The organism is Saccharothrix violaceirubra, from assembly GCF_014203755.1.
GTDB lineage: Bacteria > Actinomycetota > Actinomycetes > Mycobacteriales > Pseudonocardiaceae > Actinosynnema > Actinosynnema violaceirubrum.
The window spans coordinates 3,399,066-3,419,012 of record NZ_JACHJS010000001.1 but is presented as its reverse complement, the minus strand read 5'-3'; the positions used below and the strand labels follow the sequence as shown (position 1 = coordinate 3,419,012).

Below are 19,947 nucleotides of genomic sequence, written 5' to 3'. Positions count from 1 at the left end.
CCAGCTGCTCGACCGGCTCGGTCCGGCGGCCGGCCGGACCCTGCTGGTCACCGGTGCCGCGGGCGGCGTCGGCGGCTACGCCGTGGCCCTGGCCGCGCACGCCGGGTGGGCCGTCACCGGCCGCGCACGCCGGGTGGGCCGTCACCGGCCTCGCCCGCGCCGCCGACCGGGACTTCGTGCTCGGCGCCGGGGCCCGCGCGCTGGTCACCGACCTGTCCGGGCGGTCGTTCGACGCGGTGCTCGACGCCGCCGTCCTGCACGGGCCGGTGCTCGCCGCGGTCCGCGACGGCGGCGCGTACACCGGCGTGCCGGGTCCCGTGCCCGCCGAGCCGGAACGCGGCATCACCGTCGGCATCGGCAGCGTCGTACCCGACGGCGCCGGCCTGGCCCGGCTGCTGGACCTGGCCGCCTCCGGCGTGCTGGAGGCCCGGGTCGCGGGCCGGGTCGCGCTGGCCGACGCCGTGATCGCCTACGACAAGGTCGCCGGCGGACAGCGGGGCCGCTGGCTGCTCGTGCCCTGAGCCCCGCCGCGAGGCACGGGCCGGGACAGGACGTCGGGGTGGCAGCCCCGCGCTGTCGCCCGGCCCCGGACGCCGCCCGCGGGGCACCGGCGTCCGACGGCGGGGGCGGGGCTACACCGGGCCGGGGACCACCGCGCGGAACAGCTCCGCGCCCAGCTCGTCGCCGTCGTCCAGCCCGACCTCGCGCAACGCGTCGGCCGGCAACGCCACCAGCGACACGGCCACGCCCAGGAAGAACGCGTCCAGCAGCCCGGCGTCGCGCACCCCGCCCGGCAGTCCGGCCGCCCGGTGCAGCCGGGCACCGGCGCGCGCGTTGGCCACCGCCATGCGGCCCAACGCCTGCCGCACCCCCGGCCGGCGCACCGCCTCCAGGTACAGCTCCACCATCGCCAGCAACTGGGCGGGCTCGGCCACCGCCCGGCGCAGCAACGCCGGGTAGAGCGCGCCGACCTCGGCGGGCGACACGTCCGCCGGGGTCGTGGTGTGCAGGCGGGCCACCGCCGCCTCGTGCGCCTCGGCCAACCGTTCCGCCGCCGCCCGCAGCAGGGCGTCGCGCGACGGGAAGTAGTTCTTGGTCGTACCCTCCGGCACCCCCGCCGCCCGGTCGACCGCCCGGTGGGTCAACCCGCGCCCGCCCGCCTCGGCCAGAACGGAGACGGCGGTGTCACGCAGCAGGTCACGACGGTTGTCCACGGTGGTCAGACCCTAGTCGATCTCCCGGGACGCGCACGGCGGGCGGAGCGCCCGGCAGCCGCACGGTGAACATCGCGCCGCCGCCACGACGATCGACAGGCCCAATCCGACGCCGCCCTGGGATCCCGCCGTCGGGCGACCACGCGGTGCGCACCGGTCGGCCGCCGCCGGGCCGTCCGCCGATGCCGGCGGCGAACTCGACGTGACCGTGTTCTCCTCCGGCGTCGCCGTCGACGCCGCCCTGATGAGGTCCGTGCTCGTCCTCGCGGCCGTCGCGCCGATGAACCGGTGGCCGCGGGTACCGCGGTCACCGCGACGCGTAGCGCACAGGACCTTCACCCCACCTCCACAACCGTGCGACAACGCCCGCCCCGCACGACCCGTCCCCCTTTGAGTGAGACGAGAGGAGCCCACGTTGAGCGTGTTTGCCGAATGGGTGCGGGACTTCGAGGACGCGGCGGACCGGCGGCGCGACACCGGCGACCCGGACTTCGCGCGCCGTGCCGTCATGGCACCGGAGGTCGTGGCCAGTGTCCGCCGGTTCCAGGTCGGGGAATCCGGCGACGGCGCCAACCTGATCGCCAAGGCCGGCGACGCCGGCGACGACGACTACGCCCGCGCCGTGCGGATGTTCGTCGCCGAGGAGCGCGACCACGCCCGCATGCTCGCCCTGCTGCTGGGGGCCGCGGGCCGCGACACGATCGCCGGCCACTGGAGCGACGCGGTGTTCGTGCGGCTGCGCCGCGTGCTGGGCCTGCGCATGGAACTGATGGTCCTGCTGATCGCCGAGGTCGTGGCGCTCGGCTACTACCGGGCGTTGCGCGACGGCGCCGACGACCCGCTCGTCGCCGAGGTCGCCGGTCGGATCCTCGACGACGAACGCCGCCACGTGCCGTTCCACTGCCTGCGCCTGCGCGGCGACCTGCCCCGCACCGTGCGCGGGCCGTGGCGGGTGCTGCTGCTCGGCGCGCTCGCGGTCGTCTGCCTGGACCACGGCCCCGCCCTGCGCCGGCTGGGCGTCACCCGACGTGCGTTCGCCGCCGAGGTGATCGGTCACTTCGACGCCGCCGTGGCTGCCGTCCACGACCCGGCGCACGACCTGTTGCCCGTGTCGGCGTGAGGAAGGCCGGGGACGGAGCGCGGGCCGTCCCCGGCCACCCCGCCGCGACCGGTTCCGGAGCGGCCGGGACGTCACTCCCAGTCGCGCGACCGCAGGCTCTGCCGTTCGAGTTCGAACCCGATCCACGCCGTGCCCTCCCGGGCGACGGCCAGCAGGACCGGCAGCGCCGCGTCCATCCCCGACGTCTCGGCGGCCAGCCGCTCCAACTCGGCCTCGTCGGCCGCCGCCGTGTCGCTGCCCGCGTCCAGGCGCTCGGCGACCGTGATGATCTCCGCACCGTTCACCAGCGTCAGCCGGAACTCCCGGCGGCGCACCCGGCGTCCGTCCTCCATCCGCAGCGACGCGGACACGATCCGGTCGTAGCCGAACACGTCCCGGACCTCGTTCTTGACCTCGCCCGAGCCGAAGTCCAGGTACACGCGCGAGGCCTGCACGCCGCGCCGGGTCAACAGGATCACCGTGACCAGGTACGCCGAGTAGCGCGGCGGACCGTGCGTCACCGACCCGCGTCGGGCACCGGGTGCCGGCTGGGTGAGCACCACGTGCGACACCAGGTCACGCTCGCCGATGTCGCCGCCCCGCAACACCGCGCTCTTCAGGTGCGCCTTGTCCAACGCCAGCCACCGCGCCATCTCCCCGTCGCCGGGACGGTCGGCCAACTCCGCGCGCCACCGCAGGAACTCGTCGTTCTCCTCGTCGAACAACGCGTCGGCCTCCCGGCGCGGACGCAGCACGGCACGACGGGCCGCCAGGACCTCCAGCACCGTGGGCAACGCGAACCCGCCGCCCACCGCGAGCGGCACCGCCCACCACCGCTGCGCCGCGACCAGCAGCAGGCCCAGGCCCGCGAGCGTCACCAGCACGCCGACCACCTGCCACAGCCGGGCGCCGCCGGGCACCGTGCCCTCCGGGCGCACAATCGGGTCGTGGTGGGGCCACCGGTCGGCCACGCGCCGGGCATGCCAGTCGAACAGCCACTTCCACCGCCGCAGCGACACCCGGTCCTGGTCCCACAACTGGGCGTTGAACCGGGTCTTGAGCCGCGCGGCGTACCCGGCGGCGTAGTTCGGCCAGTCGTGCGCGAACTCCGGACGGGTCTCGCGGAAGCAGTGGTCGATCAGCCGGTCGACGGGCGTCGCCGCGCCCCGGCCGCCGGCGGACTCGGCCGCCTCCCGGCGGAGTGCGACCTGCACCAGGTGCGCGGTGTGCGCCACGCCGAACCCGCCCATCACCGCGCACCCCGCCACCATCACCGCCAACCCGCCCCAGAACGACGCCGTGAACGGACCGGTGAACAGGCCGACCGCCGACACCGCCGCGGCCACCGCCCCGAGCACCGCGCTCCGACGTCCGGTCAGCCGGGGCAGCTCCAGCCTCGGCTCGTACCGGGAGGGTGGCGCCGGGTCGGGCTCGAAGTACTTCCACACCCGCCCGATCCGGTCGCCCGACAGCCGCTCCACACCCACCTGGTGCTTGCGTTCGGCGTTGAGCCGCTGCTCGACCGAACCCGCGACCAGCCGGGACAGGTGCGTGGCGATCTCGTCCTGGCGCGGCGCGGGCAACCGGCCGAACGCCTCCACCGCCGCGAACGTGTCCCCGGACCGGTCCTTGCGGACGTGGTCGAACAGGCTCCAGACCACCCGGTTCGCCCGGCCCCACCCGTCGTCGGGCAGCCCTTCGGCGATCTTGCGGGCGTCGCGCAGACCGGCGGTCAGGTCCTTGGTCAGGTCGCCGAGGCCGCGGTCGCTGAACACCGACAGCACGTAGTGGTAGACGTGGCCGGACGTCTGGTCGACGCCGAACGCCAACTCGCGCAACAGGTCTTCGGCCCGGCGCGGGACGCCGCCCGCGAGGTAGGCGAGCGCGACCTCGTACCGGCGTTCGGCCGTGTCGTCCTCGGTGACGGTGTAGATGTTCGCGCTGTGGAAGACGCACTCCGTGAGCTGCACGCCGATCTGCTGCTCGACGCGGGCGTCGTCGGAGGCGACGTTGTGGTTCTCGACCTCGAGCACGTCGGCGGTCACCACTTCCGCCCGATCGACCCGAGGTTGACGCCGATCTGCTGCCCGACCCGGGCGTTGTCCCGGGCCGTGTTCGTGTTGCGCACGACCGGGATCGACGCCGGCCCGACCGGAGGCGGCGGCACGTCCTCGTCGGGGTCGAGCGCGGTGACCAGGGCGATCGCGAACGCCGCCGCGTTGCGCGCCGCGAGCCGCTGCCCACCCGACCGGTCGGTCGACGACTTGGACCCGTCGGCGCGGTCGCTGATGCCGCGCACCGACACCGCGTGCACGCGGTCGCCCAGGTGGGCCGCGTGCGCGAAGCCCGCGCCCTCCATGTCCACGGCCACCGCGTCGTTGTAGCTCGACCGGAGCCGGCGGGCCAGCTCGGAGGTGCGGGAGTCGAGCACCGCGTCGCCCACCGCCACGGCCTCGAAGTAGGCGGGCGGCCCGGCGCCGTCGGGCAGGAACGCGTGCCAGGCGTTGCCGCGCAGCAGCCGCCGTGCCTCCTGGTCGAGCAGGTGCGACACCGACCAGGCGGACGGGCGCACCAGGAACTCGTCGTCCTCGCTGCGTCCGCCCTGGTAGGAGTAGATCTTGGTGGCCACGACCACGTCGCCGATCTCCAGCCAGTCCCGCAGGCCGCCCGCGACGCCCACGAACACCATGGCCTTCGGGGAGAACTCGGCGTTGGCGCGCTCGGTGAGCGTCGCTGCGGCGGTCGTGCCCGCGCCGGTCAACGCCAGCGCGACCCGGTGCCCGGGGTGACCGGCCACCGTGCCGACGTCGAACACCGTGCCGGACGGGTGCCGGTGCGGGCGCACGTCCTCCAGGTGCGCCAGCACGGCGGCGTGCTCCACGTCCAATGCCGTCATGATCACTTTCACCGGTTCTCCACCCCAACGCGGTCGGACGGCGCCGCGGAACGGGCGCCTACAAGGGCTACGACGTGAGCGCGCGCGGTGTGACAACCCCGCCGGAACCGCGCTTAGGGTCATCCTGACACTAAAGCGATGTGCGCGGCAAGTCCTTGTGTGGAGCCAATGGTCATTCCGACAAGAATGGAATGCGACCGGGTCAGGCGGGCGGGGTCAGCCCCAGGGACCTGATCAGGTCGTGGATCTCGGTGCGGTAGAGCTTGGCCGGTTCGCGGGTCTGGACCGACAGGTGGCCGTGGATCTCCAACGACACCAGGCCGTGCATGCGCCCCCACACGCGCAACGCCAGTGCGATCGCGGCCGGCGGCAGGTGCGGGAACTCCGCGCGCACCTCCTCGACCAGCCGGGGGTCGAAGTCCGACCACGCGTGGTCGCCGTCGGACTGGTGGGCGCGGGCGTCCAGCCACGCGGCGGCGACCAGACCCGTGAGTCCGGCGCACGCGCGGTGCCCGGCCTCGGCCGCGGCGCCGCCGGGCGGCGGCTGGTAACCGGGCACCGGGGCGTCGTAGATCAGCCGGAAGCCCTGCGGGTTGGCGATCGACCACTCGCGCAGCGCCTGCGCCCACGCCAGGATCCGGCCGGCCCGGTCGTCGGCGGGCAGGGCATCACGCGCCGCCTCCACCCGGTCGACCAGGGAGGTGTACAGGTCGTCGATCAACGCCGTGACCAGGTCGTCGCGCGTCGGGAAGTAGCCGTAGATCGCACCGGCGGTCATGCCCATCTCCCGGGCGATGGCCCGCAGCGAGATGGCGTCCGGACCGGCGTCGGCCATCAGCGTCAGCGCGATCGACTTGATCTCCCGCGCCGTTTCCGCCTTCAGCCGTGCGCGCCTGGTCTGGATCTGCACGGTTGACACCCTACAGCGTTGCGCTAATCTTCCCCGTGTAGTTACTACACACCGTTCAGTCAAGACACGGCGTTCAACAACGGTGTCCGACACCAGGGGGTATCCGTGCACATCGGCATCTTCGGCGCGACCGGGGTCATCGGCGGCAGGGTCGTCGACGAGGCACTGGAACGCGGCCACCGCGTCACCGCGTTCACCCGCACCGGGGCGCGCGTCCCCGCCGAACCCGGCGCGGTCGCCTGACGGGTCGCCGACATCCTCGACCCGGAGGACGTCGCCACCGCGATCACCGGCCTCGACGTGGTCGTGAACTCGATCAACGCGGGCGGCAGCGTCCCCGACACGATCGCGAACGCCGACGTGTTCCCGCGGGCGGCCCGCGCCCTGATCGCGGCCCTGGCCCGGCACCCCGCCACCCGCCTGCTCGTCGTGGGCGGCGCGGGCAGCCTGGAGGTCCGCCCCGGCGTGCAACTGGTCGACACCGAGGACTTCGCCAGGACCCTGCGCGAGGTCCTCGGCGCACCGGCCGAGTACGAGCGGGTCGTCCGGGCACACCGCGAGGCGCTGGACCTCTACCGCGTGTCCAACCGCAACTGGACCTACCTGAGCCCGTCCGGCGGCCTCGTCCGCGCCGGCGTGCGCACCGGTCGCTTCCGCGTCGGCGGCGACCGGCTGCTCGTGCGCGAGGACGGCATCGGCGACATCACCGCCGACGACTTGGCCGTGGCGATCCTCGACGAGATCGAGATCCCCCGTCACGTCCAGCGCCGCTTCACCGTCGGGTACTGATCCGACGGGCTACAGCCCGGCTCGACGCACCGCGTCGACCGTCGTCTCCGGCGACGTGGTGACGCGGAACACGACGCCGGGGACCGGGTCGACGACCAGGTCCACCAACCGCTCGAACGACACCGTGTGCTCGACCGCCATCCGCACCCCGGCGCCGGTCATCACCACCCGCACCGCGTGCCCGGCGACGGCCGCGCGCACCGTCCGCTCGGCCTCGTCCGGGACCGCCGCCGCCCGGCACGACACGAAGTCGAACCCTCGCGCCCCCGACGCCGCCTCCTCCCCCGCGGCGATCCGCGCGGTCGGCGTCCGCCCGTCGATCCCGGGATGGCGGTCGTGGTCCGGTGCCGACGGGTACCGGCCCGGGGAGAGGATCGTCATGATCCCCGGTCTCCGCTCGACCCTCGGCGCTCGACCCTCAGCGGTGGACGCGGTGCCCGAACCGGGCACCCGTGAAGTCCACGTCCGCCGCGATGATCGCCGTCCCCACGTCGGTCCGCCCCCGGAACCACGCGCCCGCGAACGACGCGTCCTGCCCGAACACCGCGTCGGTGAACAGCGCCCGCCCGCCGAAGAACACCCGGCGCAGGTCGGCCGCACCGGAGAACTCCGCGCCCGACAGCGTGGCCCGCCCCGACACCTTCACGTCCGACAACACCGCGTCGCCCGTCACCCGCGCGCCCGCCAGCGACACGTTGCCGCAGAACACCGCGAACGCGAACGTCGCCGACCGGGCGAACAACGTGTCGTGGAAGTCCGCGTGCCGCAGGAACCGGGCCGCCGTGAAGTCCGCCGTGCCCGTCACCGTCATCGTCGTCAACCGGGTGTCGCCCACGAACACCGCGCCCCGGAAGCTCACCTCGCCCACCCGGCACCCCGACAGGTCCAGGTCGACCAGGATCGCGCCGTCCGCGTCCAGCGCCATGCCCGGCCAGAACCCCGGACCGGGACGCAGGTGCGCCACCAGCGTCCGCTCGACCAGCGTGCGCCACGTCGGGTCCAGGCCCCGGCTCACCCCGCCGCGCAACGCCGCCAGCCACGTGGCCACCACCGCCTGGCGGTGCCGGGGCGACGCGGCGGCGATGACCTCCAGCCGCCGCAACCCCTCCGGGTCCCCGGCCCGGAACAGCCGGTTGGCCTCGCGCCACCGCGACACCGGCGTGGACGCCGCCGGACCGCCCGTCGTACGCCGTCGGGCGTGCTCGTCCAACAACGCCTCGGCGTGGCCGCGTTTGCGATGCCGCACCCAGATCACGATGAGCAGCGCGCACACCACCAGGACGGTCACCCACAACGGCATACCCCGATCATCCCCCGTGCGGCGTACGTCGGTGGGCGCGGGCCGCGAGGCCGCTTCGCGACCGATGCCGCGCCGCTGCGGAACGTCCACCATCGACGGACATGACCACTCCCGTGCGTGCCTCCGACACCGAGCGCGACCAGGTCGCGGCCCGCCTGCGCGACGCCGTCGGCGAAGGCAGGCTGACCCTGACCGAAGCCGACGAACGCCTGTCCGCCGCCTACGCCGCCGTGCACCGCGACGACCTCGACACGCTCGTCGCCGACCTGCCCGGACCGCCGCCCGCACCACCCCGCCGCCGGCCGCCGATCGGCGCGGTCGCCGCGTTCGCCGTCGCGTTCGCCGTCGTCGGCTGGGTCGCCGGACCGCCGTTCCCGCTCCTGGTGGTGCTCGCGTTCGTCCTCGTGCGCCGGCGGGCCGGGAAACCCGGTTCTGCCCTAGGGTTCGGCCATGGACCTCACCGACGCGTGCTTCGCGGGCGCCGCGCGCCAGGCCGAACTGGTGCGCTCGGGCACCGTGGGCGCCCGTGACCTCGTCGCCGGCTGCCTGGACCGCATCCGCCGCCACGACGGCGTGCTCAACGCGTTCCGCCAGGTGTTCGCGGACCGGGCGCTGGCCGACGCCGACCAGGCCGACGCGCGGGTCGCCCGGGGCGAGCACGCGCCGCTGCTGGGCGTGCCGATCGCGGTCAAGGAGGACCTCGCGCTGGCCGGGTTGCCGACCACCCGCGGCACCGCCGCCGTCGACCGGGTCGCCGACGAGGACTGCGAGATCGTGCGCCGGCTGCGGGCGGCGGGCGCGGTGATCGTCGGCCGCACCCGCATGCCCGAACTCGGGCTGTGGCCGTTCACCGAGTCGACGTGGGCCGGCCCCACCCGCAACCCGTGGTCGCACGCGCACAGCCCCGGCGGGTCCAGCGGCGGCGCGGCGGCGGCCGTCGCCGCCGGGCTCGTGGGCGCGGCCGTCGGCACCGACGGCGCCGGCTCGATTCGCATCCCGGCCGCCTGCACGGGCGTGTTCGGCCTCAAACCCCACCACGACCGCGTGCCCCTGGACCCCGAGCGCAACCCGTGGACCGGGCTGGTCGCGGCCGGGCCGATCACCCGGCACGTGCGCGACGCGGCGTTGCTGCTCGACGTGCTCGCACCCGGCGAGGACTGCGTCGCCGCCCAGAAGACCGACCCGGCGCCGCTGCGGGTCGCGGTGTCCCTGCGCACCTGGGGGCCGGGCATCCCGGTCGCGGACGAGGTCCGCGACGTCGTGCTCGACACCGCCGCGCTGCTGGTCGACCTCGGCCACCGCGTCACCCGGCTCGACCCGGACCTGCGCGACGTGCCCGGCTCGGCCGCGTTCGCCGCCCGCTACCTGCACTGCGCGGCCACCGGCGAGGCCGCGCTCGACCACCCGCGCCGCCTCGACCGGCGCACCCGGGCCGTCGCCGCGCTCGGCCGGGCGATCCCGGCCACCGCCGTCCGCGCGGCGCTGGCCCAGGGCCACGCCCTGGTCTCCCACGCCAACTCCGTGCTGGCCGATCACGACGTCCTGCTCACCCCGGTGCTGACCCGGCCGCCGCTGCGCGTCGGAGAGTGGGACCGGCGCCCCGCCGTCGCCGCCCTGCTCGCCGCCGCCCGCATGACCACGTTCCTGCCGGCCTGGAACGTCACCGGCAACCCGGCCGCCGCCGTCCCCGCCGGCCGCACCCGCACCGGTCTGCCGCTGGCCGTGCAACTGGTCGGCAAGCCCCGCGACGAACGCACCGTGCTCGCCTTGGCCGGTCAGCTCGAACGCACCCGGCCGTGGACCGACCGCCGCCCGCCCCGGCACGCGGACTGACTCAGAACCGGAACACCGTGTTGGTGGCGCCGTAGAGGGCGCACTCGTCGCGGAACGTCCGGCTCCACTTGACGGTGCGGCCCGCGTGGACGCCGGACAGCGACGCGGTCAACCGGCCGTACTCCGGCGTGCACTTGACCTGCGCGCGGTGCATCCGACCGGGATCGCCGTCGACCGAGGCCAGGTCGGCGCACGCCTGGTCGCCGAACGGATGGAGGTGGCCGTCCACGTCGGTCGGGCAGTTCAGCTTGATCGCACGCGACCACGTGTGGTCCGCGCCCGAGAGCATCAGGGTGTACTTGGCTGGACCGACGGCCTTCGGCGTCGGCGACCCGATCCGGACACCGGCGGCCTGGGCCGGGACGGCCAGGACCACACACGCGGTCACGGTCACACACGCCACGACGGTCGACCTGATGCTCATGGCTACCTCCTCGGACGTCCACTGTGGACGTCGTGCAGCCTGCACCGGGCGAAGGCGAGAAGACAGCTTCGAGCCGCGCACCACCCGGTCGTGCGCGTGGTTCCACACGACCGGGACGGTCCGTGCCCGCCTTTCCGTCGACGACCCGATCCGGTGGCCGCGCGACACGCCGACACGCACCGTCATCACGGCCGTCGGCCCAGGGGACGTGACCGACTCCGGTGACCGGGACACGCGAGGCGGCGTCGGGGCGACGTCCGGACCTGCAGGCGGTGGCCCGGCGGGGAATCCGACCGGTCACGGGATCGGGCCGCGCCGAGAGCCGGCCCCACCGCGCACGATCCCCGCCGCCAGGCCCGGCACGGAACCCGATACCGGCCCGCCGCTCGCGATCGGCCGATGCCGACGACCGCGCGGCGGCGGCCACCGGCAAGGACGGAGCCACCGCCCTCGGCACCCCGGTCGCCCTGCCCGCCCACCTCGCCCGCTCTCCGACGCCGCCACCACGAGTCTCCGGCCAGTCCACCGACCTCCCGGCCCACCTCCGGCGACGCGTCGTCGACGGCTCGCCGCGCGGGCACTTCCCGGCACCGACCCCTCGACCCACGACGCCGGCCGTCGCCGCCGAACCCCGACGGCCGCCGACGCGAAACGCCCGGCCGGGGTGTCCCGGCCGGGCGTTTCGGCAAGCTCCCGGCCGAAGCCGGTCGACCGTTCCTCGGGTCCGGTGGTCGTCGACCGGACCCCCGGGACTCAGTCCGCGGTCGGCCCCGGACCCACCTCGGGCCGCGGCGCGGGCGCGGCCAACGGGTTCGGCGCGGGCGCCGCGAGCGGACCGGGCACCTCCTTGCGGGCCACCTCCTCGGCCGCGCGCACGGCCTCGGCCACCACCGGGTCCGGCGCGGTGTCGAACCAGTCGGCCACCGACGGGTCGTCCGCCTCCGGCGCCGGGGTCGCGGGGTCCGGGGCCGGGGGCTCGTAGCGGAACACGCCGTCCTCGCCCGGCGTGCCCAGCATCCGGGCGAAGCCCTCCAGCGCCTTGCCGTAGTCCGACGGCACCAGCCACACCTTGTTCGCGTCGCCCTGCGCCATCTGCGGCAACGTCTGGAGGTACTGGTAGGCCAGCACCTCCGGCGTCGGCCGCCCGGCCTTGATCGCGGCGAACACCTTCTCGATCGCCTTCGCCTGGCCCTGCGCCTGGAGGTAGCGGGCGGCGCGTTCACCCTGCGCGGTCAGGATGCGCGACTGGCGCTCGGCCTCGGCCGCCAGGATCGCGGCCTGCTTGGCGCCCTCGGCGGCCAGGATCTGCGACTGCTTCTGCCCCTCGGCGGTCTTGATCGCGGACTCGCGCTGACCCTCGGCGGTGAGGATCATGGCGCGCTTCTCCCGGTCGGCGCGCATCTGCTTCTCCATCGAGTCCTGGATCGAGGGCGGCGGGTCGATCGCCTTCAGCTCGACCCGGGCCACGCGGATGCCCCACCGGCCGGTCGCCTCGTCCAGCACGCCGCGCAACTGGCTGTTGATCTGGTCGCGGGAGGTCAGCGTCTCCTCCAGCGACATGCCGCCGACCAGGTTGCGCAACGTCGTCGTGGCCAACTGCTCCACGCCGACGATGTAGTTGGAGATCTCGTACACCGCCGCGCGCGGATCGGTGACCTGGAAGTAGACGACCGTGTCGATCGACACCGTCAGGTTGTCCTGGGTGATCACCGGCTGCGGCGGGAACGACACGACCTGCTCGCGCAGGTCGATCCGGGCCCGCACCCGGTCCAGGAACGGCACCAGGATGTTCAGGCCCGGCGCGGCCGTGGTCCGGTAGCGGCCCAGCCGTTCGATCACCGCCGACGTGGCCTGCGGGATCACCAGGACGGACTTGGCCATCACGATCAACACGAACAGCACCAGGACCGCGATCACGATCAGCGTTGCGGTGGTCAACTCTCCCGCCTCCACTCAGGCACCGGACATCACCACGGCGGTCGCGCCCGAGATCTCGACCACTGTGACTTCCACGCCGACCTCGATGACCTCGTGGTCGATCGACCGCGCCGACCATATGTCACCGCCGATGCGGACCCGACCATCGCGACCGTCCACCCTCGACACCACCACGGCGGTGCTGCCGGGCAACGCGTCGATCCCGGACCGGTGTCCCGTGCCCAGCTCCAGCCGTCGCTTGAGCGCCGGCCGCACCCCGAGCACCAGGCCCAGGGACGCCACCGCGAACACCACCGTGGCGATCACGAGATCGGCGCCCAACGCCGACGCACCCGCCGCGCCCAGCGCGGCCACGCCCAGCATCACCAGCACGAAGTCGCCCGACACCACCTCGGCGACCACCATGACGACGCCGAGGACCAACCAGATGATCGCGGGCAGCACCCCCGCATCATCGCACCACGACGACGCGGCAGTGTCCGTTTCTACTCTTCCGTCACGAAATCGATCAGTCGTTCCACCGCGCCCAGCAACGACGTCTCCAGGTCCCGGAAGCCGCGCACCCCGGCCAGCACCCGCCGCCACCCCTCGTACGGCTCGCCCCAGCCCAACGCCGCGCACACGCCGTCCTTCCACGGCACGCCCCGCGGCACGACCGGCCACGCCGCGATCCCGACCGCCGCCGGTTTCACCGCCTGCCACACGTCCACGAACGGATGCCCGGTGACCAGCACGTGCTCGTCGCGCACGGCCGCCACCAGCCGGGATTCCTTGCTGCCCGGCACGAGGTGGTCCACCAGCACGCCCAACCTGCGGCCGGGACCGGTGCCGAACTCCGCGATCCGGTCGGCGAGCACGTCCACGCCGTCGAGCGGCTCCACCACGACGCCTTCCACGCGCAGGTCGTGCCCCCACACGCGTTCCACCAGCTCGGCGTCGTGCAGGCCCTCCACCCAGATCCGCGAATCACGGGCCGTGCGGGCCTTGAGCCCCTCGACCCGCACCGATCCGGACGCCGACCGGGTGGGTGTCGCCGCCGCGACGGCCGGGCGCACCAACGTCACCGGCCGCCCGTCGACCAGGAACCCGGCCGGCCGCAACGGGAACAGCCGCTCCCGCCCGTGCCGGTCCTCCAGCACGACGTTGCCGGACTCGAACCGCACCACCGCGCCGCAGAACCCCGAGGCCGGGTCCTCCACCACCACGCCCGGCTCGGCCGCCACCTCCGGCACCGACCGCTTCTTCCCGCCCGCCAACACGTCGCGCCCGTAGTCCTGTGATCGCACGACCCGCGACGCTAGCTGTACTGCCCTGAGAGGTTGTGGACGGTTCGACACGTAGTCGGATGATGTTGGAATGAGGGAGGGCCTCCGGGTTCGGTGTGGATTGCGACGTCGACACCGAGCCCACGGAGGCCCTCGTGACCCACGCTAACGCACCCTTGACCGAGCTGGGACGGCTGCGCCTGGCCCGGTGTGTCGTGGACGAGGGGTGGCCGCTGCGGCGGGCGGCCGAGCGGTTCCAGGTCTCGCCGACCACCGCCGCCCGCTGGGCCTCTCGCTACCGCGAGCTGGGCGAGGCGGGCCTGGTCGACCGTTCCAGCCGCCCGCACCGCAGCCCGCGTCGCCTGCCCACCCGCCGCGAACGCCGGATCGTCAAGGTCCGCCTGGCGCGTCGGTGGGGCCCGGCCCGCATCGCCCACCTGCTCGGACTGAACCCCTCCACCGTGCACCGGGTGCTGCGCCGCTTCGGCCTGGCCCGCCTGGCCCACCTGGACCGGGCCACCGCCACGCCGGTGCGCCGCTACGAACACGCCGCACCGGGCGACCTGGTCCACGTCGACATCAAGAAGCTCGGCAACATCCCCGACGGCGGCGGCCACAAGGTGCACGGACGGCGGGCCGGCGGGCGCAACAGCTCCGCCCACCGCGACCCGACCAGGCCCCGCAAGGTCCACGGCCGCCCGAACCTCGGCTACGCCTACCTGCACAACGCCGTGGACGACCACAGCAGGCTGGCCTACACCGAGATACTGCCCGACGAGACCAAGGACACCGCCGCCGCGTTCTGGACCCGGGCACAGGCGTTCTTCCGGGAAGCCGGCGTCACCGTCCGCCGGGTGCTGACCGACAACGGCTCCTGCTACCGCTCACGGCTCTGGCGCGACACCCTCGCCAACGCGGGCATCACCCATAAACGCACCCGCGCCTACCGGCCACAGACCAACGGCAAGGTCGAACGCTTCAACCGCACCCTGCTCGACGAATGGGCCTACGCCCAGGCATACCGGTCTGAGACCGAACGCCGCGAGACGCTGCCGCGGTGGCTGCACACCTATAATCACCACCGCGGCCACACCGCACTCAAAGGCCAACCACCTGCCAGCCGCGTCCCCAACCTCACAGGACAGAACAGCTAGCCCACCGGGGTGTCGGCTGCGGCTTCCCGTTCCGCGAGGAACGCGTCGAGCAGCTCGAACAGCAGCTTGAGGACGACCTTTTCCTGCTCGGGGGTGAGCGGCGTGTCGTCGGCGGGTCGATCCGGCAGGGCGATCCGGTGGAGCTGCTCCCACCACACCACAGGGCCTTCGATCCCGTGGTTCGCGGCCAACCACTCGGGCAACCCGGTCAGGCCCGGCTTCCCGTACCTGACGGCGGCCTGGTGGTAGCCCTCAAGGAAAGCGGCCGTCCGGCCCAGCGTCGGCAGGCCGACGAACATACCGGTGCGCAGGGCGAACTGCGCGAAGTACTCGCGCTCGGTCATGTCGATCAGGCTCGTCACCCCGACAGCCTGCCGGCCGCCACCGCCGGGTGGTCGGGAAAGAACGGCGCCAACGCCGCGCACCACGCCGCCAACCGGTCGCCGTCCACCACCGACGACAACCACTCGACCCGCGCGTCCAGGTCCGGTCCGGCGTAGGCGAAGTCGACCGCGTCGAACGCCGGATCGCCCACCGTGGCCCGGGGATCGATCGCCACCAGCCCCCGGTCGGACCGCAACACGTTGCCCAGGTGGAGATCACCGTGCAGCAGCCGCACCGGCACGCGGTCGGCGGCCAACGCCGACGCCGCCCCGACCGACGCCGCGTAGTCGCCCGGACGCCGCCGCGCCAGCAACCCGAACATCCGCTCGACCCCGGCGGCCAGCGGCGGGAACCCGTCGACCACGCGCACCCGCCCCAACTCCGCCAGCAGCACGGGCAACTCCGGGCCGTCCTGCGCCGACGTGCCCGGCACCAGGCCCTCCAGCAGCAGCACACCCGCCGGAAGGTCCTCGGCCAGCACGTCCACCACCGCCGGCGAATCCGCCCACGCGCCCAACGCCGCCGACTCCTGCGCCGCGATCGGCGGCTCCGGCGTCACCTTCAGCACCGCCGGGGCGCCGTCGGCCGTCGTGCACAGCACGGTGTGCGAGGTGTTGCCACCGGGCAGGTCCCGCACGACGGTCAGCCCCCACCGCGCGGTCAGGTCCGCCAGCAGCGCGGGCAGCCCGTCCAGCCACGGCCGCACGCCGGACCCGAAGCGGACCGTCATCCGCTCGTCCAGCGCCCTCACACGTCCAACCTCAGGATGAACTCCTCCACGTCCGCGCCCCGCCCCTCCGCGAAACCCACGTCCTCGCCCACCGCGACGAACCCGCACTTGGACAGCACCCGCAGCGAGCCCAGGTTGTCCACGGCCGCCCGCGCGTAGAGCGGCCGGGTCGGGTCCAGCCGCAGGAACGCGTCCAACGCCGCCGACGCCAGGCCGCGCCCCCAGTGCTCGCGGGCGATCCAGAACCCCACCTCGGGCTCGCCGAACTGCGCGTACCGCAGCACGTGCCCGACCACCACGTGCTCGAACTCCACGGTGCGCGCCAGCATCGCCGGATCGGTGCGGATGCGCGCCCACCGGGCCGCGAACGCCACCGCGTCCCGCGGGTCGGCGGCGGTGAACGCGGCCATGCGCACCGCGTGGGGATCGTTCTGGTGCGCGAAGAACAACGGCACGTCGGCGTCGGACACGGGACGCAGCAGCACGGCGCTCACGGCGCCCAGTAGACCACCGTCGTCCCGGACTGTCCCACGGTTCAGAACGCGGGCCACGGGATCATGGGCCGGTCGTCCGACGGTTCGGGGAACACCGACGCCGCCACCAGCTTGTCGACCCGTTCGCCCAACCGGCGCACCTCGGCCCGGGTCAGGTGCTCGTGCAGCACGTCGCCCAACGCGCCGGGCAGGTCGGCGCGCAACCGGTGCAACGCCTCCACGCCCTCGTCGGGCAGCGGCTCGCCGAGCCAGCCCCACAGCACGGTGCGCAGCTTGTCCTCGACGTGCAGGCAGATGCCGTGGTCCACGCCGTACACGCCGCCGTCGACGCCGTGCAGGACGTGCCCGCCCTTGCGGTCGGCGTTGTTGACCACCGCGTCGAGCACCGCCATCAGCCGCACGCGCGGGTGGTCGGCGTGCACCAGCACGACCGGCTCGCCCACGTCGTCGTGCGCCCGCAGCACCGCGCGCCAGTCCTTGGGCACGGCGTCCTCGGCGACGACGTCCACCAGGTCGCCGTCCTCGACGGTGTCCACCCACAGCTGCACCATGCCGTCGCCGAACGGGCCGGGCCGCAGCACCGTCGGCGGCACCAGGTCCAGGCCCGCCGCCCGTGACACCAGGTAGGTCGACACCTCGCGGCCGGCGAGCGTGCCGTCGGGGAAGTCCCACAGCGGACGTTCGCCGCGCACCGGCTTGTACACGCACCGCGCCTCGACGCCGTCGAGCGAGATCCGGCAGAACAGGGTGGCGTTGGACGCGTCGACCAGGCGGCCTTCCACGTCGATGCGACCCCGGGTCAGGAACTCGACCGCGCCGTCGTCGCCCGGCAGCATCAGCTCTCGTCCGCGCGGCGGTAGCCGTTCTGCCGCGGGCACACGTGGCCCTCCGGGTCCAGCGGCTCCGAGCACAGCGGGCACGGCTTGCGCCCGGCCCGCACCACGCGGTCGGCGCGTTCGGCGAACGCCCGCGCCTCGACCGGGGTGAGGAACACGCGCACCGCGTCCGGGCCGTCCTCGGTGTCGTCGAGGACCACGGCCTCGTCGATCTCCTCGTCGGTGAGCGCGAGCAGCTCGATCACGACCGCCCGGGACTCGGCGTCCCAGCCCAGCCCCATCGTGCCGACCTTGAACTCCTCCTCGACCGGCACCGCGAGCGGCTCGGTGTCGCGCAGGTCCTCGGGCACCGTCTCCGGGACGTCGGCCCCGAACCTGCGGTGCACCTCCTCCAGCAGCGAGCCGATGCGCTCGGCGAGTACGGCGACCTGTTGCTTCTCCAGCGCCACGCTCACCAACCGGGCCTCTTCAGCCGCCTGGAGGTAGAACGTGCGGTCGCCGGGCTGCCCGACTGTCCCGGCGACGAACCGGTCGGGCTGACGGAATACGTGGATGACGCGTGCCATGACAGGACCGACCCTAGGCCACGCCGGCAAGATCGGCAGCCCTCCCCCCGCACAAGACCTTGTCGGCCGATCGGTGCCTGCCTGCACGGGGAGCCGCGCTATAGGGTCGCTGCGTGGTGAAGATCGCACCGTATGGAACGTGGACATCCCCCATCGGGGCGGCCGACGCCGCCGCCGCCGGTGGCGGACCGCAATGGGTCGACCTGCACGACGGGCGCCCGTGGTGGGCCGAGGGCCGACCGGCCGAAGGCGGCCGGGTCGCGCTCGTGCGCGACGGGCAGGACCTGTTGCCGCCGCCGTGGAACGTACGCAACCGCGTGCACGAGTACGGCGGCCGACCGTGGGTGGTGCTCGACACCCCCGACGGCACCCGGGTCGCGTTCACCCACTGGGACGACCAGCGCGTACACGTCTTCGACCCGGACGCGCCGGTGCCCGAGCCGGTGCCGATCACGCCCGCCCCGGAGCGGCACCACGGCGTCCGCTACGCCGACCTCGCCGCCGGACCCGGCGGGACCGAGGTGTGGTGCGTGCGCGAGACCGTCACCGGCGACGCCCGCACCGACGTCCGCCGCGACCTGGTCGCGATCCCGCTGGACGGCTCGCCGATCCGCGTGCTGGCCGCGTCCCACCACTTCCTCAGCGGACCCAAGCCCTCGCCCGACGGCACCCGCCTGGCGTGGATCGGGTGGGACCACCCGAACATGCCGTGGGACGGCACCGAGCTGTGCGTCGCCCGCGTCGGCGAGGACACCCACCGGGTCGTCGCGGGCGGTCCCGCCGAAGCCGTCTGCCAGGTCGAGTGGGACGGCGACGACCTGCTCGCGCTCACCGACCCGCAGGGCTGGTGGAACCTGTTCCGCATCTCCCCCGACGGGACGTCGACCAACCTCGCGCCCGTCGCCCAGGAGCTGGGTGGACCGATGTGGCGACTGGGCCACCGCTGGTTCGCCACGATCGCGCCCGGCCGGTACGCGGTGCTGCGCTCGGGCACGCCCGCCGTGCTCGACGAGGCGGCGGGCACGGTCGTCGACCTCGACGTCGACCTGCCCCTGTGGCAGTCGCAGCTCGCGGTGCACGAGGGCGTGCTCGTGTCCAGCGCGGCCGGTCCGCTCGACGAGGGCACGGTCGTGTCCTACGACCTGGGCGCGGGCGTCCTGACCCGGCACACCACCCCGGCCGACCCGGCGGAGCGCGCCTACCTGCCGGTGCCCGAGGAGCGCGTGTTCGCCGGCCCCGACGGCGACGTGCCCGCCTACGTGTACCCGCCGCGCAACCCCGACTTCACCGGACCCGCCGACGAACGGCCGCCGTACGTGGTGCATGTCCACGGCGGTCCGACCGGCCGGTCCGCGCCCGTGCTCGACGTGGACATCGCGTACTTCACCAGCCGCGGCATCGGCGTCGTGTCGGTCAACTACGGCGGGTCGACCGGCTACGGCCGGGTGTTCCGGGAGCGGCTGCGCGAGCAGTGGGGCGTGGTCGACGTCAACGACTGCGCGGCCGTGGCCCAGGCGTTGGCCGACGAGGGCACCGCGGACGGCGCCCGGCTGGGCATCCGGGGCGGCAGCGCCGGCGGGTGGACCTCGGCGGCGTCGATGACGTCGGTCAAGACCTACCGGTGCGGCATGGTCGCGTTCCCGATCCTGGACCTGGCCGGGTGGACCGGCACGGGCGGCGAGACGCACGACTTCGAGTCCCGCTACGTGGAAGGGCTGGTCGGCCCGTGGCCCGCCGCCCGCGACCGGTACGTCGACCGGTCGCCGGCCAACCGCGTCGACCGGCTCGCCGGTCCCGTGCTCCTGTTGCAGGGCCTGGAGGACGAGATCTGCCCGCCCGAACAGGCCGACCGGTTCGTGGCCGCGCTCGACGGCACCGGCGTCCCGCACGCCTACCTGACGTTCGAGGGCGAGCAGCACGGGTTCCGCAAGGCCGCGTCGATCATCGCCGCGCTGGAGGCCGAGTTGTCGTTCTACGGCCAGGTCTTCGGCTTCACGCCGCCGGGCGTGCCGGTCCTGCCGCTGCGCGACTGAGGCGAGGCCGTCTCCCGCCCCCGTCGGACGACGAGGGCGGGAGACGCTGGATTCCGGGCCGGGTGAGGTCGGCGCGCGGGAC

The 19,947-nt window shown here is 74.2% G+C and carries 21 protein-coding genes and 1 pseudogene; 7 read left to right on the top strand and 15 right to left on the bottom strand.

What is annotated here, in order from left to right:
- Positions 1–53 precede the first annotated feature (53 nt).
- A complete protein-coding gene (locus F4559_RS34420) occupies positions 54–521 on the top strand; it encodes an MDR/zinc-dependent alcohol dehydrogenase-like family protein (protein WP_221447253.1) in 468 nt (155 codons plus the stop codon).
- 111 nt (positions 522–632) lie between these two features.
- On the opposite strand, the gene F4559_RS16280 is transcribed toward F4559_RS34420, so the two are convergent.
- A complete protein-coding gene (locus F4559_RS16280) occupies positions 633–1,214 on the bottom strand; it encodes a TetR/AcrR family transcriptional regulator (protein ID WP_312865678.1) in 582 nt (193 codons plus the stop codon).
- Between the two features lie 421 nt (positions 1,215–1,635).
- Between F4559_RS16280 and F4559_RS16275 the strand changes: the two genes are divergently transcribed.
- Entirely contained in the window at positions 1,636–2,334 is a 699-nt protein-coding gene (locus F4559_RS16275) for a ferritin-like domain-containing protein (protein ID WP_312865997.1), read from the top strand.
- A 71-nt stretch (positions 2,335–2,405) separates the two neighbouring features.
- On the opposite strand, the gene F4559_RS16270 is transcribed toward F4559_RS16275, so the two are convergent.
- From F4559_RS16270 to F4559_RS16260, 3 genes are all read right to left on the bottom strand, one after another.
- Positions 2,406–4,346: a hypothetical protein gene (locus F4559_RS16270; protein ID WP_184669652.1), complete on the bottom strand. Its 1,941-nt coding sequence runs from the start codon at positions 4,344–4,346 to the stop codon at positions 2,406–2,408.
- A gap of 8 nt (positions 4,347–4,354) precedes the next feature.
- A complete protein-coding gene (locus tag F4559_RS16265) occupies positions 4,355–5,221 on the bottom strand; it encodes a 5'-methylthioadenosine/S-adenosylhomocysteine nucleosidase (RefSeq protein WP_184669650.1) in 867 nt (288 codons plus the stop codon).
- 190 nt (positions 5,222–5,411) lie between these two features.
- Positions 5,412–6,119, bottom strand: coding sequence for a TetR/AcrR family transcriptional regulator (locus F4559_RS16260; RefSeq protein ID WP_312865677.1), 708 nt, complete (start codon positions 6,117–6,119; stop codon positions 5,412–5,414).
- A gap of 105 nt (positions 6,120–6,224) precedes the next feature.
- On the opposite strand from F4559_RS16260, the pseudogene F4559_RS16255 reads away from it, so the two are divergent.
- A pseudogene (locus F4559_RS16255) lies at positions 6,225–6,908 on the top strand (NAD(P)-dependent oxidoreductase).
- A 9-nt stretch (positions 6,909–6,917) separates the two neighbouring features.
- Here the strand turns inward: F4559_RS16255 and F4559_RS16250 are convergent.
- Positions 6,918–7,289 (bottom strand): hypothetical protein, encoded by a 372-nt coding sequence (locus F4559_RS16250; RefSeq protein WP_221447251.1) that lies wholly within the window; start codon positions 7,287–7,289, stop codon positions 6,918–6,920.
- Positions 7,290–7,326: 37 nt separating this feature from the next.
- The gene (locus F4559_RS16245) at positions 7,327–8,208 is read right to left on the bottom strand and encodes a pentapeptide repeat-containing protein (protein WP_184669648.1); all 882 of its coding nucleotides are present in this window, start codon (positions 8,206–8,208) and stop codon (positions 7,327–7,329) included.
- Between the two features lie 101 nt (positions 8,209–8,309).
- Here F4559_RS16245 and F4559_RS16240 point away from each other — a divergent pair, with 101 nt between their 5' ends.
- Positions 8,310–8,738 carry a DUF1707 SHOCT-like domain-containing protein gene (locus F4559_RS16240; RefSeq protein WP_184669646.1) on the top strand — a complete coding sequence of 143 codons (429 nt, stop codon included), beginning with the start codon at positions 8,310–8,312 and terminating at the stop codon, positions 8,736–8,738.
- A complete protein-coding gene (locus F4559_RS16235) occupies positions 8,659–10,041 on the top strand; it encodes an amidase family protein (protein WP_184669644.1) in 1,383 nt (460 codons plus the stop codon). The genes F4559_RS16240 and F4559_RS16235 overlap by 80 nt, the downstream gene beginning before the upstream one ends.
- 1 nt (position 10,042) lies before the next feature.
- Here the strand turns inward: F4559_RS16235 and F4559_RS16230 are convergent, their stop codons facing one another.
- From F4559_RS16230 to F4559_RS16215, 4 genes are all read right to left on the bottom strand, one after another.
- Positions 10,043–10,465 (bottom strand): SSI family serine proteinase inhibitor, encoded by a 423-nt coding sequence (locus F4559_RS16230; RefSeq protein ID WP_184669642.1) that lies wholly within the window; start codon positions 10,463–10,465, stop codon positions 10,043–10,045.
- A gap of 753 nt (positions 10,466–11,218) precedes the next feature.
- Positions 11,219–12,346: an SPFH domain-containing protein gene (locus F4559_RS16225; RefSeq protein ID WP_246445944.1), complete on the bottom strand. Its 1,128-nt coding sequence runs from the start codon at positions 12,344–12,346 to the stop codon at positions 11,219–11,221.
- Positions 12,347–12,418: 72 nt separating this feature from the next.
- The gene (locus F4559_RS16220; RefSeq protein ID WP_312865676.1) at positions 12,419–12,847 is read right to left on the bottom strand and encodes an NfeD family protein; all 429 of its coding nucleotides are present in this window, start codon (positions 12,845–12,847) and stop codon (positions 12,419–12,421) included.
- 41 nt (positions 12,848–12,888) lie between these two features.
- Positions 12,889–13,689, bottom strand: a complete 801-nt coding sequence (locus tag F4559_RS16215; protein WP_184669640.1) for a DUF3097 domain-containing protein — start codon at positions 13,687–13,689, stop codon at positions 12,889–12,891.
- Positions 13,690–13,823: 134 nt separating this feature from the next.
- On the opposite strand from F4559_RS16215, the gene F4559_RS16210 reads away from it, so the two are divergent.
- Complete coding sequence (locus tag F4559_RS16210) at positions 13,824–14,822, top strand: IS481 family transposase (protein ID WP_184667470.1); 999 nt, start codon at positions 13,824–13,826, stop codon at positions 14,820–14,822.
- Here F4559_RS16210 and F4559_RS16205 read toward each other — a convergent pair.
- Genes F4559_RS16205 through F4559_RS16185 form a run of 5 tightly spaced genes read right to left on the bottom strand, consistent with a single transcriptional unit; the run spans position 14,819 to position 17,832 of the window.
- Positions 14,819–15,184 (bottom strand): hypothetical protein, encoded by a 366-nt coding sequence (locus F4559_RS16205; RefSeq protein ID WP_221447250.1) that lies wholly within the window; start codon positions 15,182–15,184, stop codon positions 14,819–14,821. The genes F4559_RS16210 and F4559_RS16205 overlap by 4 nt on opposite strands.
- A complete protein-coding gene (locus F4559_RS16200; RefSeq protein ID WP_184669638.1) occupies positions 15,181–15,957 on the bottom strand; it encodes an aminoglycoside phosphotransferase family protein in 777 nt (258 codons plus the stop codon). The genes F4559_RS16205 and F4559_RS16200 overlap by 4 nt, the downstream gene beginning before the upstream one ends.
- Positions 15,954–16,430 carry a GNAT family N-acetyltransferase gene (locus F4559_RS16195; protein ID WP_184669636.1) on the bottom strand — a complete coding sequence of 159 codons (477 nt, stop codon included), beginning with the start codon at positions 16,428–16,430 and terminating at the stop codon, positions 15,954–15,956. The genes F4559_RS16200 and F4559_RS16195 overlap by 4 nt, the downstream gene beginning before the upstream one ends.
- A gap of 41 nt (positions 16,431–16,471) precedes the next feature.
- The gene (locus tag F4559_RS16190) at positions 16,472–17,266 is read right to left on the bottom strand and encodes an Rv2133c family protein (RefSeq protein ID WP_184669634.1); all 795 of its coding nucleotides are present in this window, start codon (positions 17,264–17,266) and stop codon (positions 16,472–16,474) included.
- The gene (locus F4559_RS16185) at positions 17,266–17,832 is read right to left on the bottom strand and encodes an Rv2134c family protein (RefSeq protein ID WP_184669633.1); all 567 of its coding nucleotides are present in this window, start codon (positions 17,830–17,832) and stop codon (positions 17,266–17,268) included. Before F4559_RS16185 ends, F4559_RS16190 begins: the two co-directional genes overlap by 1 nt.
- Before the next feature lie 113 nt (positions 17,833–17,945).
- Between F4559_RS16185 and F4559_RS16180 the strand changes: the two genes are divergently transcribed.
- Positions 17,946–19,865 carry a S9 family peptidase gene (locus tag F4559_RS16180; protein WP_184669632.1) on the top strand — a complete coding sequence of 640 codons (1,920 nt, stop codon included), beginning with the start codon at positions 17,946–17,948 and terminating at the stop codon, positions 19,863–19,865.
- Positions 19,866–19,947: the final 82 nt, after the last annotated feature.